This window comes from Skermanella stibiiresistens SB22, assembly GCF_000576635.1.
GTDB classification, from domain to species: Bacteria; Pseudomonadota; Alphaproteobacteria; order Azospirillales; family Azospirillaceae; genus Skermanella; species Skermanella stibiiresistens.
The window spans coordinates 1-16,626 of record NZ_AVFL01000028.1; the positions used below are offsets into that span (position 1 = coordinate 1).

12 protein-coding genes, 1 tRNA gene and 1 pseudogene are annotated in these 16,626 nt (G+C 66.2%); 7 read left to right on the forward strand and 7 right to left on the reverse strand.

Annotated elements, in window-relative coordinates:
- Window positions 1-1,299 (reverse strand): L-seryl-tRNA(Sec) selenium transferase (gene selA / locus N825_RS27700; RefSeq protein ID WP_051513311.1); only part of this gene is annotated, 1,299 nt, incomplete at its 3' end.
- Window positions 1,300-1,446: 147 nt separating this feature from the next.
- On the opposite strand from selA, the gene N825_RS27705 reads away from it, so the two are divergent.
- Genes N825_RS27705 through N825_RS27715 form a run of 3 tightly spaced genes read left to right on the forward strand, consistent with a single transcriptional unit; the run spans window position 1,447 to window position 3,258 of the window.
- Window positions 1,447-1,632, forward strand: a complete 186-nt coding sequence (locus N825_RS27705) for a hypothetical protein (protein ID WP_037459168.1) — start codon at window positions 1,447-1,449, stop codon at window positions 1,630-1,632.
- 39 nt (window positions 1,633-1,671) lie between these two features.
- A complete protein-coding gene (locus tag N825_RS27710) occupies window positions 1,672-2,562 on the forward strand; it encodes an alpha/beta fold hydrolase (protein ID WP_198038922.1) in 891 nt (296 codons plus the stop codon).
- A gap of 42 nt (window positions 2,563-2,604) precedes the next feature.
- Window positions 2,605-3,258, forward strand: a complete 654-nt coding sequence (locus tag N825_RS27715; RefSeq protein ID WP_037459170.1) for a class I SAM-dependent methyltransferase — start codon at window positions 2,605-2,607, stop codon at window positions 3,256-3,258.
- Window positions 3,259-3,357: 99 nt separating this feature from the next.
- On the opposite strand, the gene N825_RS39210 is transcribed toward N825_RS27715, so the two are convergent.
- Window positions 3,358-3,516, reverse strand: coding sequence for a hypothetical protein (locus tag N825_RS39210; RefSeq protein WP_157619580.1), 159 nt, complete (start codon window positions 3,514-3,516; stop codon window positions 3,358-3,360).
- Between the two features lie 255 nt (window positions 3,517-3,771).
- Here N825_RS39210 and N825_RS27720 point away from each other — a divergent pair, with 255 nt between their 5' ends.
- The 3 genes from N825_RS27720 to N825_RS37035 all read left to right on the forward strand — a co-directional run bounded on the left by N825_RS27720 (window position 3,772) and on the right by N825_RS37035 (window position 7,032).
- Window positions 3,772-4,254, forward strand: coding sequence for a hypothetical protein (locus tag N825_RS27720; protein ID WP_037459172.1), 483 nt, complete (start codon window positions 3,772-3,774; stop codon window positions 4,252-4,254).
- Between the two features lie 397 nt (window positions 4,255-4,651).
- Window positions 4,652-4,728: transfer RNA gene (locus N825_RS27725), tRNA-Asp, on the forward strand.
- Window positions 4,729-4,941: 213 nt separating this feature from the next.
- Window positions 4,942-7,032: a hypothetical protein gene (locus N825_RS37035; protein WP_157619581.1), complete on the forward strand. Its 2,091-nt coding sequence runs from the start codon at window positions 4,942-4,944 to the stop codon at window positions 7,030-7,032.
- Here the strand turns inward: N825_RS37035 and N825_RS27735 are convergent, their stop codons facing one another.
- The 4 genes from N825_RS27735 to N825_RS27750 form a co-directional block, all read right to left on the reverse strand.
- Entirely contained in the window at window positions 7,033-8,061 is a 1,029-nt protein-coding gene (locus N825_RS27735; RefSeq protein ID WP_245613252.1) for a TAXI family TRAP transporter solute-binding subunit, read from the reverse strand.
- Window positions 8,062-8,145: 84 nt separating this feature from the next.
- Window positions 8,146-9,429: a DUF445 domain-containing protein gene (locus N825_RS27740; protein WP_051513317.1), complete on the reverse strand. Its 1,284-nt coding sequence runs from the start codon at window positions 9,427-9,429 to the stop codon at window positions 8,146-8,148.
- A gap of 97 nt (window positions 9,430-9,526) precedes the next feature.
- Entirely contained in the window at window positions 9,527-12,226 is a 2,700-nt protein-coding gene (locus N825_RS27745; protein WP_037459174.1) for a bifunctional acetate--CoA ligase family protein/GNAT family N-acetyltransferase, read from the reverse strand.
- Window positions 12,227-12,413: 187 nt separating this feature from the next.
- Complete coding sequence (locus tag N825_RS27750) at window positions 12,414-13,376, reverse strand: aldo/keto reductase (protein ID WP_037459235.1); 963 nt, start codon at window positions 13,374-13,376, stop codon at window positions 12,414-12,416.
- An 832-nt stretch (window positions 13,377-14,208) separates the two neighbouring features.
- Here N825_RS27750 and N825_RS39215 point away from each other — a divergent pair.
- Window positions 14,209-14,310, forward strand: a pseudogene (locus N825_RS39215) (IS5/IS1182 family transposase); the annotation flags it as partial.
- A gap of 82 nt (window positions 14,311-14,392) precedes the next feature.
- Here N825_RS39215 and N825_RS27760 read toward each other — a convergent pair.
- On the reverse strand, window positions 14,393-16,168 hold the full coding sequence (locus N825_RS27760; protein WP_037459176.1) for a hypothetical protein: 1,776 nt from the start codon (window positions 16,166-16,168) through the stop codon (window positions 14,393-14,395).
- Between the last annotated feature and the right edge of the window lie 458 nt (window positions 16,169-16,626).

The following is a 16,626-nucleotide window of genomic DNA, read 5'->3' on the forward strand; positions in this document are numbered from 1 at the left end:
GCCGAGCCCCGGCGCGCGGCACGTGACCAGCCGGCTCGGCAGCGCCGTCTCCGGCAGCGAGCCGCCGCCTGAATAGCTGACGCCATCCGCCTCCGCGACCTCCAAGCCGGCGATCCCGGCCAGCGAGGCCGCCAGCCGCCCGGCCCGCTCCGCCAGCGCCGGCAGCCGCTCCGCCAGCATCGCCAGCACCGGAACGCTGGTGACCAGCCGTTCGGGATCGGCGTGAAGCCTCAGCGTCGCCTCCAGCGCCGCCAGCGACAGCTTGTCGATCCGCAGCGCCCGCGCCAGTGGATGCTTCGCCAGACCGACGATCAGGTCGCGCCGGCCGACGATGATCCCGGCCTGTGGTCCGCCCAGCAGCTTGTCACCGCTGAACATGACCAAGTCGACGCCGGCGGCGACGCTCTCGCGCACGGTCGGCTCGTGCGGCAAGCCGAGGGTCCGCAGGTCGAGCAGCGTGCCGCTTCCCAAGTCCTCCATCACGACCAGGCCGCGCCGCTTGCCCAGCGCCGCCAGCTCGGCCAGCGCCGGCGCGCTGGTGAAGCCGACGATCCGGTAGTTGCTCTGATGCACCTTCAGGATCACCCGCGTGTCCGGCGTGATCGCGGCCTCGTAGTCGGCGGCGCGGGTCTTGTTGGTCGTCCCGACTTCGACCAGCCGCGCGCCGCCTTGGCGGATCACGTCGGGCACGCGGAACGAGCCGCCGATCTCGACCAGTTCGGAGCGGGAAACCAGCGCCTCGCCGCCCGCCGCGACTCCGCTCAGCGCCAGCAGGACCGCCGCGGCGTTGTTGTTCACCACCAGCGCCGCCTCGGCGCCGGTCAGCCGGGTAAGCAAGTAGGTGACCGCCGCGTGGCGCGAGCCGCGGACGCCGCCGTCCAGGTCGTATTCCAGGTTCGTGTAGCCCGCCGCCGTCTCGACCACCGCCGCCACCGCCGCCTCGGCCAGCGGCGCCCGGCCGAGATTGGTGTGGATGATGATTCCGGTTCCGTTGATCACCCGCCGCAGATGCGGCAGCCGCTCCGCCTCCAGCACCGCCTTGACCCGATCGAGGAAGCCCACAGGCTCGAAGACCTCTCCGCCGCCATCCAGCATCGCCCGGCGCAGCGCGTCCAGCGCGCCACGCATGGCCTCGACGACGGCGCCGCGCGGGAACTCCGCCAGCAGCGCCGCCGCCTCGGCGCTCTCCAGCAGCTTCTGCACCTGGGGCAAGCCGCGCAACGGCGCGACGGTGGATCGAGGCTTCGCAGGAACGACATGCATGATCCGCGATGTGGAGTCGAAGGTGGTCTCGCCCATCCCCTCCAATGGCCCTACCTCCGTCGGAACGCGGCGTGGGTAGCGGCCAAACACCCTCTCCTTCCGAAGGGGGTATCTCCGGAATCCTCGTTCCCAGTATGGCGAAAGAACATCAAATTATCTCCTTGCATCGGTCGGGAGAGTGGGATGAGCTTGGTTACCAAAGCGCTGGACAAGACGGTAACCGCCCGCGCGCCCGCCCGCCGCCTCGGTTTCCTCTCCAGCCGCCCCCTGTCGGCCCGGTTGACTTTGTTGGTCTGGCTCGTGTTGATGTCCGGCATCTGGGCGATCGTGGCGATCACCCTAAATGCCGTGCTCGGAGTGGATGGCTGACGGCCGCTGTGAGGGGTTTTGAAGCAAGGCACCTTAACGTTGCCGGACGGGCGGCTGCTGGGCTATGCCGAGTACGGTGATCCCGACGCCCCTCCCGTCCTATATTGCCACGGTTTTCCAAGTTGCCGCCTCGAGGCGGGAATGATCGAGATCACCGGAGTCCGGCTGGTGGCGCTGGACCGGCCGGGTTATGGCCTATCCGATCCCAAGCCGGGACGGACGCTGGCCGACTGGCCCGCCGACGCCGCGGCGGCCGCCGACGCGCTGGGCATCGGCCGGTTCACCGTCGCCGGCGTCTCGGGCGGTGCTCCCTATGCCGCCGCCTGCGCCGCCATGCTGGCCGACCGGGTCGCCGGGCTGGTCCTGATCAGCGGGGTGGCGCCGCCGGACATGGGCTGGGAAGCCGGTGGAGCCGCCGAGAAGCTGATGATCCTCGACCGGCTGCCGGGATCGGCGGCACTGGCGGCGGCGCTCGGCAGGCGACTGGTCCTTGGTGTGCGGTCCGCGTCGCTGCTGCGGGCGCTTTTGCGTTTCGGTGGCCTGCCCGAGGCCGACAAGCGCGTCCTGGCCGGCGATCTCGGCATCCACGTGCTGGACAGTTTCCGCGAGGCGCTGCGGAACGGTCCACAAGGCGCCCTGGACGATGCCCGAAACTACGCGCGGCCGTGGGATTTCGCGGTCGAGGACATCCACGCGCCGACCATCATCTGGCATGGAACCGCCGATAGCGAAGTGCCGGTCGCCGCCGCGGAAGTGTACGCGCGGCTAATTCCCCACGCCAGGATGTGCGTCAAAGAAGGCGAAGGTCATTTTTCACTGGTCGTTCAATATAACCGCAATATCATCGCGTCGTTTTTTGCCATTGCGGAAAGGTACGTGCTGGCCGATGTTACACCTGCGGCTCGCACATTTCCGCCTGCGGGAGAATGAGCCGGAAAAACCCGTCTGTTTTCTCAACGACAGAACAAGAACATGCACATCGATACCGTACGCGCTGCCTATCGCCGTTATGCCGGCGTCTACGACCTTGTCTTTGGCAAGAGCTTCGAGGCGGGACGCCAGCAGACACTTGACCGGATCAACGGGCGCAAGGGTCTCCGCATCCTCGAGGTCGGCGTCGGCACCGGTCTCTCGCTGCCGGACTACAATCCCGACCACACCATCGTCGGCATCGACGCGTCCGAGGAGATGTTGAACCTCGCGCGGGAGCGGGTCGCCAAGAAGGGCATCCGCAACGTCGAGTCCCTGGTCGAGATGGACGCCCAGAAGATGACGTTCGAAGACCAAAGCTTCGACGTCGTCGTCGCGATGTATGTGATGACCGTGGTGGAGGACCCGCAGGCCGTGATGAACGAGCTGAAGCGCGTCTGCAAGCCCGGCGGCGACATCTACATCGTCAACCACTTCTCCGCCGAGAAGGCGGGTTTGCGGCTGAAGTTCGAGCGTATGATCGCCAACTTCGCGGAACTGCTGGGCTGGCACGCCGACATGCCGATGTCGCCGCTGCTGTCCAACGCGGGGATCGAGATCGTGACCATCGCCAAGCTGCCGCCGTTCGGCATGTTCACGATGGTCCACTGCCGGAATTCCGACACCGCGGCGGAATCCCTGCTTCAAGCGGTCTGAAGGCGGCCATGGCCGCCACGGCGGTTCAGATCCTCGTGTTCCCCAGGGTGATTGGCCTTGGGGGAACAGGTGGACCTGAACCGCCGTGACGGGACCCCGTCATTTCGCCACGATCAGCAGCAGGATCATGTTGGCCGCCGCCATGGTCACGGCGGTGGGCACCAGCCAAACGGGGTGCGTCACGAACAGGGCGATGATGACCAGCAGACCGACCAATGCTAGCACGCCGGCGGCGAGGGGCTTCAGATAGACGTCCATTTCCGGATCTCCGTTACTTGAGGGCGGGTACTTGAGGGCGGGGCCGCCCCCGCCAAGCGTCGAGAGCTTTCCGGCAAGCTACACGAAGCGCCGATGCCGGGCTGTTCAAACCATGCCCCGGGTCATGCGGCCTGTTGTCACAAGATTGACGAATTGGGCCAGTGCCGCCCCCGATATCGCTGGACTGGAACCGAGGCTCCGGAAGCCGGTTGATTCCCGGGACATCCCCATCGACAGTCCAAAGGAGCCGATCCCATGGAAGAGGCGCATCTGGTCGCAGAGTACGGCAATCCCGAAACCGCCCAGCGCGTACGGCGGGATCTGGACGACGCGGGGTTCGGCGCGGATCGGGTCAAGGTCCTGTCGTCCGAGCGGGACATCGGCGACTTGCCGCGGGAGACGGGCATTTCGCCCGCGACCGCCCAGCGTGCCGCCGACGGTCTGCGGCGTGGCGGTTCCGTCGTGTTGGTCCACGCGACGGTCGCGGAAGGTGGCCGCGTCCGCGCCATCCTCGAACGATACGAGCCGGGCGGGATCGACCGGCTCGCGGAGACGTATCTCGAACCCGGCTGGAGCCGCGCCGATGAGGTCGCCGGTCCCGATGGTGTGCTGGAAATCGCCGATGACCTGCTGAACGTCAAGAAACCCGGTGAAGACCCGTCGAAATTCCGGCCGCTGGCGCCCAGTCCCGATGAGCCTATCCTCGAGCGGCCAGACACGGGAAAAGCCGAAACGTGATCCTGAAAGCGAAGAACCCCCGCGTGCTCGGTGGCAGCGGGGGTTCGTTAGCGGTTAAGACTTTACCGCAGTCCGGTAAGGCACCGGATCAATTTTGGTAGCATGTGGGATGCCAACTTAATGGCAGGTGCATGTAATCGCCGGTGGACTCATGGATTTTACTCACCCTCCAATCAATCGGCCATTGGCCTTTTTGCTGGATACCGGTCGGAGAACCGACCTCGGAGAAGTTTGTCCTGATCTGACGACCTCCTCGTTCTTGCTACATCTTGATGATGTGCCTTTGTCATTGAACTGTCAAGCGGTCCGCCTCACCGAAAAATCGAGCATGGCGGAAAAAATGAAAATTCACGCTGGACAACACCGCCGCCACGTCGTACTTACGCGGCCCCACGACGCGGGTGTAGCTCAGTTGGTTAGAGCGCCGGCCTGTCACGCCGGAGGCCGCGGGTTCAAGTCCCGTCACTCGCGCCATTTTCCCTTCGAATACCTTGGATAGCCTTCCCGATCAGGGAAGATGGCCGCTGACCATATAGGTCCGAAAGCGGTATACCGCAGGTCCATGGACCGCTGCGCACTCCGTGATTCCAAACTCCTTCTGATACCCTGATCGCAAGGGTTCTCCACGGTGGAGAGCCATGACGGGAGTCGCCCCCGTCCAAGGAACCCCGGCACGGGGACGGGATCATGGTTTCAGCACACACCTCCTCTGAGAATCGGTTTTCGGACAGCCGCGGCGATCATGGGTCTGGTTCGGTCACTCCCCCAAGGCCCGGCGCCAGCGCGGCGGAAATCCTCGATCGACTCGCGACCGTCCTCTCGTCACCCAGAGCGGTGGCGCTGCTGGCGGGACCAGCCGATACCAGCCCCAGCCCCCTCATTCCCATTCTGGCGGAGCGGCTGAAGACCCAGGCGATCGTCTGCGCCGCCCTGCCCGATGGCGGGATGCCACCCACGACGGCGGCGGCCAGGGCGCTCACCGATCTCGGAGCCATGGCGGTGGCCGGCGTGCCGGCGCGGGAGCTGGAGAAGGCGGTGGAGGGCTTCAGCCAAAAATACGCGCGGCGTGGCGTGACCAGGGCCCTGCTGGTCGTGGACGGCTCTCCGGGACGAGGGCGGGAGATCGATGGCGTTTCGCTGGAAAGATTGGTGCTGCTGACCCAGCGCGGCCCGATCTCCCTCCTGCTGGTCGGACAGACCAAGGGACTGGCCGCACTGATCCGTTCGGCGCCGGGATCGGTGCGCCAAGCCATCACGACCTACGAGACGCTGGCCGGGCCGGCCCACGCCCGTCCCCCCGCTCGGCGCCACCGCGATGCCGGAGCGGATCTTACGACTTCCTACCCCATGTTCCAGCCGGTCCGTCCCGATCCGGTGGCGCGGCCGCCGATGATCACCGGGGGTCGGAAGCGTTCGATGATCGAGATCCTGAGCGATCTGGAGGAGCGGCCCGCCACGGCGAAGCGCGCCGAGCCGCTGGATGGTGGTCGGCTGGTGCTTGATCAACCGGTTGGTGATCGGCCGGTTGGTGATCGGCCGGTTCGTGATCGGCTGGTGGGTGATCCCGATGACGAATTCGCTTTGCCCGACTGGCCGCTTCCCGCCCAACCCGGCATCTCGGCCCGGCGTCACGCGCTGTCCTGGGCTGGCGTCGGCGGTATCGCCTTGGCCGTCGCGGCGACGGCGTTCATGACCTTGGAACCGCGACATGACGCACCGGTGCTTCATGTCGCCGACAAGACTGGCACCATCATGGCCAGCGCGATCGTGGCACCGCCCGAACCTGCTCCGGAACCGGTGACAATCGCGGCCGAGTCGCCCGAGCCCGGCGGCGCCACGCGAACCCTCGTGATCGAGGACGACGCACCCGAAGCACCGCCCCCACCCGAGGCGGCGCCGCTGGAGCCTGAACCAGCGGCGAATTCCGCCACCCCCGAGATCGCGAGACCCGATGCCCTTGTTCCAGATGTCGCGGCCCCGGATGTCGCGACACCGGATGCCATAGTCCCGGAACTTGGTCCGTCAGCGGTCGAGCCTCCCGAGACTGACATGGCGGAACCTCCGGCTCCCGAGTTCCAGGCCCGCGAGCCGGAACCGGCGGTGCCTGAACTTGCGGAACCTGAACCGGCGGAACCCGAACTGGTGGAACCCGAACTGGCGGAACCCGCCCTACCGGAGCCGTCGCCGCTGGAAGCTCTCCCACCCGAGCCGGCTCCCCCGGAGTCGGTGGCCGAACCGGAACCGATGCCTGAAGCGGCGCCCGAGACGGCTGTGGAACCGAGCCCAGATCCCCCGCCCGAAGCGGTGGCGGAACCCACGCCCACGCCGACACCGGAGCCGGAGACAATTCCCACCCCCACCACCGATCCAGGCACCAGCCCAACCGTCACCCCGCTCCCCGAGCCCGCGCCGGCTCCCGCCGCGGCACTCGAACCGCCGCCACCGCCACCCGAGCCCCCTCCTCCGGCGCCGCCGCCGGCTCCCGTGGAGGCGCCGGTGCCGACGATCGCGGAGGGGCTGCTGCTGGACCGCGGCGACCGGTTCCTGGCGATCGGCGACATCGCCTCCGCGCGCCTGCTGTTCGAATCAGCCGCGGCGCAGGGCAGCGCCCGGGGAGCGCTGGCGTTGGGCCGGACCCTCGATCCCGGCTATCTCCGGTCGGTCGGCGCTCGTGGGGTGACGGGCGATCCCGACCGCGCCGCCACCTGGTACCGCAAGGCCGCCGCCTTGGGCGAACCCTCCGCGGCGGGACTGCTGGAGGCGCTGGGCCAGCGCTGATCAGTCGGTCTTGTGGGTGTCGAGCCACCGCTCCGCCGCGCCGAACCGGGTCCAGCCCGGCACTTGGGCGGCCAGATTGACCTCGCGCCATTTGGCGTGGCGCGGCGGCTTGCGGAACTCCTCGAAGTTGTCGAACAGGGCGCGGGTGAAGGCCGCGACCTTGCGGTGGCGGTCGTTGTCCTCTTCCCAATTGTAGACCGCCATGACCGCGCCGACCGCCACCGTACCAACCGACTGGCCGTCCGGAATCAGGCCCGGATAGTCGTCGTGCCCCAGTTGCGATGGCAGGTAGGTGTCCAGCAGATCGGCCTCGGCCGGGATCGGGAGGAAGTGGAGCCCTCCAGCGCCCCCCGCGCCATCCCCTCCGGCGTTACCAGCGTCGCGGAACAGCCGGGCCGGCTTGCCGGCGACATAGGCCAGGGCCGCGATCTCGCCGGATTTCAGTTTCTCCAGCGCCAGCGCCTGATCGAACGAGGTCCGTTCCACCGCCACGCCCAATCGGTCGAACAGCAGGGAGGCCGTCATCTCCGTCCCGCTGCCCGCCACGTCGAAGTTGACCTTGCGGCCGGCCAGATCCTTGACGCCGCCGATGTCGCGGCCGGCCAGCAGATGGAACTCCTCGTTATAGAGCTTGGCGATATAGCGGACCCGCTTGTCGATCGTCGGGAACAGCTTCTCTCGCTGGGCATAGGCCAGCACGTCCGATTGCACGATGCCGACATCCACGCCGCGCAGATAGAGGATGTCGGTCAGGTTCCGCAAGGACCCCTTGCCCAGGATGGGAAGCACCCGCAATTGCTCGCGGTTGTCCAACACGGCGGCCAGATCGCTGGCGATCCGCACATAGGTGCCATCGACCCCACCGGAGATCACGCCGACCGTGCCGCCATTGACCCGATCCCGCACGGCGGCGTCCGCCCGGACCTCGGCGCTGGTCTGCGCCGCGACGGCACCCGGCAGGAACCACACCGCGAGCGCCAAAGCCAGTCCCCGCACCGTCCGCAGCCCATCCATCCTCGCCTCCCGCATCAGCTTTGCCTTGTCCCAAGCCTACAGCGGGCGGGCGGGTCCGCTACCCTCTCGAAAGGGGCGCCTGCCCATAAGCACAGGCGGTCACTCGATCAGCCGGGTCACCAGGAACAGGACGGAGCCGACCAGCGCCGCGACGATGGTGCCGGAGATACGGACATATTGAAGGTCGCTGCCGACCGCCATCTCGATCCGGTCCGACACGGTGCCCGCGTCCCAGCCGTGGACGACCTCCGCGATGAACCGGCCGATGCCGCGCCGCCATGGCGTTATCAGATCCAGCGCCAGCCGTTCGACCGAGGCGTTGAGCCGCGCGCGCATGGCGGGATCCGCCTCCAGGGCGGCGCCCAGCGAGCGCAGCGCCGTCGTCACCGCCTCCCGCGTCCTGCCGTCGGGCCGCTCCAGGTCGTCCAGGGTGATCCGGCGGACCTCGTCCCACAGGCCACCGAGCCAAGCCTGGATCTCCGGACGGTCGAGCAGCCTGGACTTGGCGTCCTCCACCTGGGCGCGGGTATCGGCGTCCTCCTGAAGGTCGCGGGCCAGATCCTCGACCGCCAGTTCCATCCGGATGCGCAGGGGTGACGCCGGATCGAGCAATTCGCTAAGATAGTCGTGCGCGCCTTGGCTGAGCTGCCGGGCGACCCGCCGGTCGATCGCCTTGGGGATCCACCAGCCGCTGCGCTGGCCGACCATGGTCTCCAGCCGGCCCTGGTTGCGCTCGACCAAGTCGATCGCCCAGCCGACGGCCCGCTCCAGCAGCGGCTGGTGTTGGCCGCTGGCGACCAGCACGCCCAACACCTTGCCGATCAGCGGCGCCACCTCGGTTCCCCGCAACTGCTCGCCCAGCGCCCGGCCGAAGAACACGCGCAGCTCGCGGTCCTCGATCGAGTGGATCAGGCTTGGCAGCGAGGCCGCCAACCGCGCCGCCAGCGCCTCGGCCATGCCCGGCGCGTTCAGCCAGCGCACCAGCCGCGCCGCGGGATCGACCGAGCGGAGCTTGGCCACGACCAGCGATGGCTCCAGGAAGTTACGCTCGACGAAGCCGCCCAGGCCGTCGCCGATGCGGTCCTTGTTGGACGGGATGATGGCGGTGTGCGGGATCGGCAGACCCAGGGGCCTGCGGAACAGCGCGGTCACCGCGAACCAGTCGGCCAGCGCCCCCACGATCGCCGCCTCCGACGCGGCGCGGAGAAGCAGGATCCAGAAGCCCGGGTCGGGCACGAAGCGCAACGCCACGAACAGGCTGGCCGCGAACAGCAGCAAGCCCGTCGCCAAGCTCCGGTTGCGCCGGAGCAGGCGGCGCTGGCCGGCCTCGTGCTCATCGATGTCGAATGTCGGTTCGGTCGAACTCAGGTTGAACTCCCCCACGCGGCTGGTTGGCTGGGGCCAAACATCGCCCGCGCGGGGAATGTTCCCGGTCCGGCTGGTATCCCAGCCCGTCCCTTATGTGCCTCAGGCCCGCCCCTCAGGTGGCGGGCGGCTTGTCGGTCAGCCCGATCGTGACCTCGACGACGCCCGGCTCGTCGCGGTTTTCGCGGCGGGAGAAGCCAAGTTCGCTGCACATCGCCAGCATGGTGGTGTTCTCGCGCAGCACCTCGCCGAACACCTGCTTGAGTCCGCGCGAGCGGGCGTAGTCGATGATCTGGGTCATCAGGACATAGCCCAGCCCCTTACCCTTCAGGTCGCTGCGGACCATCACCGCGTATTCGGCCTTCTGGTTGTCGGGATCGGCGGCGATGCGGACGATGCCGTAAAGCTCCTCGTGCCCATCCGACGTCTCGGCCACCGCGACCAGCGCCATCTCGCGGTCATAGTCGATCTGGGTCAGCTTGGCCGCCATCTGGTGCGACAGCCGCTTCATCGGCGCGAAGAAGCGCAGGCGGATGTCCTCGGGCGTCATGCGCTCGAACATGCGCTGGACGTGCGGTTCGTCCTCGGGTCGGATCGGACGCAGCAGGAACCCGCGGCCGTCGTTCAGCTTGACCCGCTTCTCCAGCTTCTTGGGATAGGGCCGGATCGCGAGGCGGCGCGTGCCCGGCGTGAGTGTCGGAACCGCCACCTTGACGCGGACGTCGAGCGCCAGCACGCCAGCGTCGTCGGCCAGCAGGGGATTGATGTCCAGTTCGACGATCTCGGCGATGTCGGTGATCAGCTGGCTGATCTTGATCAGCGTCAGGGCGATCTGGTCGATGGCGGCGGCCGGCCGGTCGCGATAGCCCTGGAGCAGCTTCCAGACGCGGGTGCGGGCCATCATCTCGCGCGCCAGGTTGGTGTTGAGCGGCGGCAGGCCCAGCGCCTTGTCCTGCACCACCTCGACCGAGGTGCCGCCTTGGCCGAACAGCAGCACCGGCCCGAACAAGGGATCGTCGGCGACGCCCAGGATCAGTTCGTGGGCTCCCGGCTTGCTCGCCATGGCCTGGACGGTGAAGCCCTCGATCTGGGCGTCCGGCCGCAGCCGCTTGACCCGCTCCAGCATGGCGACGGCGCGGGCGCGCACCTCCTCCGGCGTCTTGATGTGCAGGTGGACGCCGCCGATGTCGGATTTGTGGATGATGTCGACCGACAGGATCTTGAGCGCCACCGGCTTGCCGATCCTGCGCGCGGCCTCCGCCGCCTCGTCCGGCGTCAGCGCCTTCAGCGTCTCGACCACGGGAATGCCGTAGGCCCGCAGGATCTGCTGGCCCTCGAACTCGCTGAGCCAGCCGCGGCCCTCCGCCATCGCCGCCTCGATCACGGCGCGGGCGGCGGCCTCGTCGACCTGGAACTGTTCCGGCGTGCTGGCCGGGGTCTCCATCAGCATTTCCTGGTTCTTGCGGTAGCGGACCAGATGCATGAAGGCGCGGACCGCCTTGTTCGGCGTCTCGTAGGTCGGGATGCGGTTGGCGGCGAACAGGTGACGGGCGTCGCGGGCGCTGTCCTCGCCGAGCCAACTGGTCAGCACCGGATGCTTGCGGCCCTTCAGCGAATCCACCAGCGCCTGCGCCGTCTCGGTGCCCTCCGACACGGCGGTCGGGCAGTTGATCACCAGCACGGCGTCGTGGTTGTGGTCGCCGATCAGCGCGCCGACGGTGTCGGCATAGCGCTTGCCCGGCGCGTCGCCGATGATGTCGATCGGGTTGCCCCGGCTCCAGGTCGGCGGCAGGATGGCGTCGAGCTTCGCCATCACCGTCTCGTCGAGGCTGGCGAGCCGGCCGCCCTCGTCGATCAGCGTGTCGGTCGCCATCACGCCGATTCCGCCGCCATTGGTCACGATCGCCAGCCGGTCGCCGGTGATCTGAACGCCCATGGCGAGCGTCTCGACCGCGTCGAACAGCTCGTCCAGCTCGCCGACCCGCAGCATGCCGGCGCGTCGGAAGGCGGCGTCGTAGACGTCGTCATGGCCGGCGAGCGCCCCGGTGTGGGAACTGGCCGCCCTGGCGGCCTCGTCGGTGCGGCCGGAGCGGATCACGATGATCGGCTTCTGGCGGGCCGCGGCGCGGGCCGCCGACATGAACTTGCGCGCCTCGGTGATCGCCTCGACATAGAGGCAGATCGCGCGGGTGTGCTGGTCGGCCGCCATGTAGTCGAGCAGATCGCCGAAATCCACGTCGGCCATGCCGCCCAGCGCCACCAGATGGCTGAAGCCGACACGGCGGCTGGTCGCCCAATCGACGATCGAGGTGACGACGGCGCCGGACTGCGCGATCAGCGCGATATCGCCCTTGAGCGGATTGACATGGGCGAAGCTGGCGTTGAGGCCGCGGCCGGGCACCATGACTCCCAGGCAGTTGGGGCCCGCGATCCGCATCAGGTGGGGCCGGGCGGCGTCCAGCGCGCGCTGCTGGAGCGCCTTGCCCTCCGCCCCCAACTCGCCGAAGCCGGCGGAGATGACGATGGCCGCCTTGGTGCCGCGCTCGCCCAGGCGATTGATCAGGTCGGGCACGGTATCGGGCGGCGTGCAGATCACCGCCAGGTCCGGGGCGATCGGCAACGACTCGACCGACGGGTAGCACAGCGCGCCCTCGATCGATCGCTCGTCCGCGCTGACCGGCATGATCGGACCGCCGAACCCGGCGTTGAACAGGTTGCGCGCCACGACGGCGCCCATGGATTTCGGGCGGCGGCTGGCACCGATCAGCGCGATCGAGTTGGGCTTCAGCAGGAAGTCGAGATTTCGAACGGTCATGGCCGGTCCCGGATCGTGATGGGCCATCCGGCCACCGCCGACAACCGGCCGGCGGGACGGAGGTCTCGTTGATGCGGCGCACCTTACGCGCGCCGGGTCGAAGCGGCAAACCAACCTTCCCGTTCCGGGGTGCGGTATTACGCCCCAAGGCCGGGCGATGAAGACCGGACGATCAAAGGCCGGCCGGTCAGGTGCTGGCGCTGGCGCTGGCGTCGTCCAGGGACTTGATGTCCTCGGCGGTCAGCGTCAGGCGGGCGGCCTTGACGAGGCTGTCGAGTTGATGGCGGCTGGTGGCGCTGGCGATCGGCGCCGTCACGCCCTCGCGGGCGATGACCCAGGCGAGCGCCACCTCGGCCGGCTTGGCGTCCTGGCGGGCCGCCACCGTATCGAGCGCCCCGAGGATGCGGTGGCCGCGCTCGTTCAGGTATTTGGCGATGCCGCCGCCGCGCTGGCTCTTGGACAGGTCCTCCTGGGAGCGGTACTTGCCTGACAGGAAGCCGGAGGCGAGGCTGTAATAGGTGATGACGCCGATACCCTCGCGCAGCACGAGGTCGCGCAGCTCGCCGTCGAACTTGCCCCGATCGTAGAGATTGTATTCCGGCTGGAGCGTCTCATAGCGCGGCAGGCTCTTGTCGGCGGCGACCTTCAGGGACTCGCCGAGCTGCGCCGCGTCCAGGTTGGAGGCTCCGATCGCGCGGATCTTGCCGGCCTTCAGCAGCTTGTCATAGGCGCCCAGCGTTTCCTCGTACGGGGTTTCCGGGTCGGGCCAGTGGGATTGGTAGAGGTCGATGCGGTCGGTCCGCAGCCGGCGCAGCGAATCCTCGACCGCCTGGACGATCCAGCGCTCGGACAGTCCCTTCCTGCCCTCGCCCATCTCGGAGCCGACCTTGGTCAGCAGCAGCACCTTGTCGCGCTTGGCCGGGTTCGCCTTCAGCCACTCGCCGATGATCGTCTCCGACTCGCCGCCCGTGTTGCCCTCGGCCCAGGCCGAATAGACATCCGCCGTGTCGATCGCGTTGAAGCCGGCATCGACGAAGCCGTCGAGCAGATCGAAGCTGGTCGCCCGATCGACCGTCCAGCCGAACACGTTGCCGCCGAAGACGAGCGGTTCGATCTCGAGACCCGTGCCGCCGAGTTCGCGCTTTGCCATGGCCATGTCGCTCCAATGTGGTTGTTGGGTTGCGGTCATCCGGGGTTACATGGGGTGCGGGCAGTGGATGGGTAGCCGGGGGGTGGCTTGAAAGAGCTGTTTCGCGCCGCGGGACATTGGTGGGCGCGTGATCAAAATGCATGGGGCGCGGACTCTCCGGAGAGTCCGCGCCCCATGCCCGCTGTTGTCGCGTGTCGTGTGACGCATAACCTGCGAATCGGAGTGACCGTAAACCAAGGTATTGCGGTTTGCCCTGACACAGACGTTGCGAACAGAACGACACATATGTGGCGAAAGCTGCTAAATTGTCACGGTAAAATGCGAACCGTCAGAATATCTGGTTAATGGCATCTGATTGATGGCGCGGACGACCTGATCGCCAGCATGAAAACTAAACGATACGGCGGCAGGTACAGCGGCGTTCGGCAGAAACCCTCCGGACACCTGAAGGGCGCTTCCAAAGGGGCTCGAGCATTAGCAGCTTTCGGTTTCGCATTCCCGAAGATCTCAAGGAGGCAGCCGCCCAAGCAGAAGCCACCAGCATGAGCCTCGATCAGTACATCACCACCGCGCTGGCTTCGCATGCCCGAGCCAAAGCCAACAGACGTTGTGCTCGCCATCCAGGTGCAGGACAGCGGCATTCCCGTTCTTGCCATTCTGCAAGGCGCATCGGAAGAACCACTATTCACCCGGCACTTACACTCGATGTGCGGGCGTGCCGGATTTGACCTGCTGCGTCATCGCGTTCTCGAGGCAGCGTGATGCTGGCGCGGACAAATCCGTCTGTTCAGCTGACCTGCTGCACCGAGTTTGCGGAAGGGCCTACGTCCACCGGCTGAAGGACTTCCGGCGCATCGCCACCCGCTATGACCGGCTTGCCGTCAGCTTCCTAGGCACCGTCCACATCACCGCCATCGTCAGCTACTGGTTATGAATCCGGGCCCTAAGCGCCGCCGTTCATCAATCTGACCATTGCCAGGCACCACCAAGATAGAGCCGCGTGATCATCGTGGCCCTCATTTCTTAGGCACTTCCTCATCGGCCGTAACCCTAATCGAGTGATCGTTCACAACCACGTCCGGCGGGTGAAGCTCTAATACGTCGAACGGGTGAGCGCCGTCGGCGATGAATGCGTCGACCATCGCCTGCCGATCGGGCGAGCTTCGCCAGCTGCCTTGCGGAAATTCGAGCAACGGGCTTGCGGTCACACCCTCATAGGCGACCGTGAGCGACCCGAGCTGGAACTCGACCATCGTTGTGACGAGCGCCTCGTCCGCATGCTCGTCATACGTGCTCAAGATATGCTGGATCAGCGCCATGTCGCCATCCGATCGGCTGAGCAGCCGCTCGAGCGTCCGGAAGTTGATCGCTCTGGTGGTTTCGGCACCGAAGAACATGCCGGCATTATCGGACGTAATGATCAGATGGTTGAGCGCTACGACAAAGTCCCTGAAATGCGGATGGCCCTCCTTGGGCAGCACGCGTGCCAGAAACTGTACGCCCGCCTCGGTGCGTAGAAAGCGCTGCAGCACCTCGACCTGCCGAAACGCCTTGGAAACGCTATCTTTGTTAAGAACCTTGAGCTGGTCTTTCGCCCAGCGCGGCGGCACCGGGCATTTGAGCTCGCAAACATGGATGATATAGCCAAGCGTCGGTTCGCAGGAGATGACGAGCAAGTCGATGTCGGGAAGCTTAGGGTCGAAGTCGCGCAGCGATACCTCGCTCAGGCATGTGAATCCCTCCGCTTCCCAAGCCGCCTTGACGCGTTGGACAAAAGCACGGCCGATCTCGTTGCTAACCCGGTCGAGAAAGGTCTGCGGTCGCCGCTGCGCGATCACGCGGAGCATGTTCACCAGCCCCTCGGCGGTCGCGAAATGGTGCGGACGCATTACGATCCGGCCGCCCGGTTCCCCCTCGCGCATCAGCGAGAAATAGGTCGCGTCCACCCTGTTGGCGGCAGCGTCAAGGTCGAACACCAGATCCTTCAGAATGCGCCGTCCGATATCGAGAGAGATCCCTAGTTCGCCTGCGATCCCATCGAGCAACTGTCCTTCGGGCATGTAGATCGCGCCGACCGCATCCTGCGCGCGGGCCAAATAACGATGATAGAGTGCCTTGGTGAGGAGCATACGGTAGACGTTCAGGAACTGCGCGTAGCTATAGCCGCCCAGATCGATCTGGCTGTCGGGTGCGATCAACGAGAAGTAAGCGGCGAGCTTGAGGTCGGCCTCGGCCCGCATGAGCGGATCGGCTGTCTCGAAGTTAGGAGTGACCACGCCTTCCGGCTCATTCTCGAGCAACCGTATGATCTCGGCGGAATGATTGAAGTTGCGGAAATGGGACTGTGAGCCCAGCATCTGATCGTTGTACACCGTAAAGAATTGACGCGGGATCGACTTATCCGAGAATCTTATCTCGACTCGCCCCTCTCCGAAGGACCAGGACATCGATTCTGGCACGTTATACGAGTAATAGAGATACTCACGAATCATGTAATAGTGCGACGCGAAGCTGAGATCTGCAATAAGCTGTCGAAGATCCGCCTCGCGGGATATATCCGCTTGATAGCCTACCTCCCCGGCGACGAAGTGGCTGGCGAGAATGGCATAGCCGTAATCGAGATATTCGGCACGGTCGGTGCCGCTGTTTTTAAACGCCCCAATCTCATAGAGTTCGGATGCAATCCGTAGCGCGCTCGAGCTTGCCCACTGCCGGCTTGGCAACGCAGCAAGCGTCGCGTCGAGCTGCCGCTCGAAGGCTTGCAACTTTTGCTTGAGAGACGCGTAGTCCACTGATCACCTTTTTTGAGGTCCCGTTCGCACCATTCAACCTGCCCGGCGCGGTCGATGCAACATCCTGCGGGACGTCTGTGTCGTTTTATTGATATCTGACGATAGAAGAACGACCCGGGCCCATTGGACGTTTTTGAGCGGGCTGGTGCGGTCTCCCCGATCACCGTCGCCAAATGCGTGTGATCCTCGGGAGTGATGATGGCGCCGGCTGTCAGTGCCATCCACACAGACCCGTGCGATCCAGCCAATTTGTGGATCTACTTAATGCGACAGTAGCGCAACGTGATGCTCAACTTGGATGATTGGGCCGCCGAACGGCTCAGTGCACAGTAGGAGATGGGCGAGCTTGGTTTCGAACTGGGCTGCTCGTCCAACTTGAATTAAGGCCATGAAACCTCTAGCGTTATGGAACCTCGCCGATCTGAGGTTATTCGCGACAACGCCACACTAACCACTCT

Bases quoted from the DNA above. Each gene is read 5' to 3' on its own strand.
- N825_RS27705 (WP_037459168.1), top strand. From the start codon at position 1,447: ATGAGCTTGGTTACCAAAGCGCTGGACAAGACGGTAACCGCCCGCGCG.
- N825_RS27715 (WP_037459170.1), top strand. From the start codon at position 2,605: ATGCACATCGATACCGTACGCGCTGCCTATCGCCGTTATGCCGGCGTC.
- N825_RS39210 (WP_157619580.1), bottom strand. From the start codon at position 3,516: ATGGACGTCTATCTGAAGCCCCTCGCCGCCGGCGTGCTAGCATTGGTC.
- N825_RS27720 (WP_037459172.1), top strand. From the start codon at position 3,772: ATGGAAGAGGCGCATCTGGTCGCAGAGTACGGCAATCCCGAAACCGCC.
- N825_RS37035 (WP_157619581.1), top strand. From the start codon at position 4,942: ATGGTTTCAGCACACACCTCCTCTGAGAATCGGTTTTCGGACAGCCGC.
- N825_RS27735 (WP_245613252.1), bottom strand. From the start codon at position 8,061: ATGCGGGAGGCGAGGATGGATGGGCTGCGGACGGTGCGGGGACTGGCT.
- N825_RS27745 (WP_037459174.1), bottom strand. From the start codon at position 12,226: ATGACCGTTCGAAATCTCGACTTCCTGCTGAAGCCCAACTCGATCGCG.
- N825_RS27750 (WP_037459235.1), bottom strand. From the start codon at position 13,376: ATGGCAAAGCGCGAACTCGGCGGCACGGGTCTCGAGATCGAACCGCTC.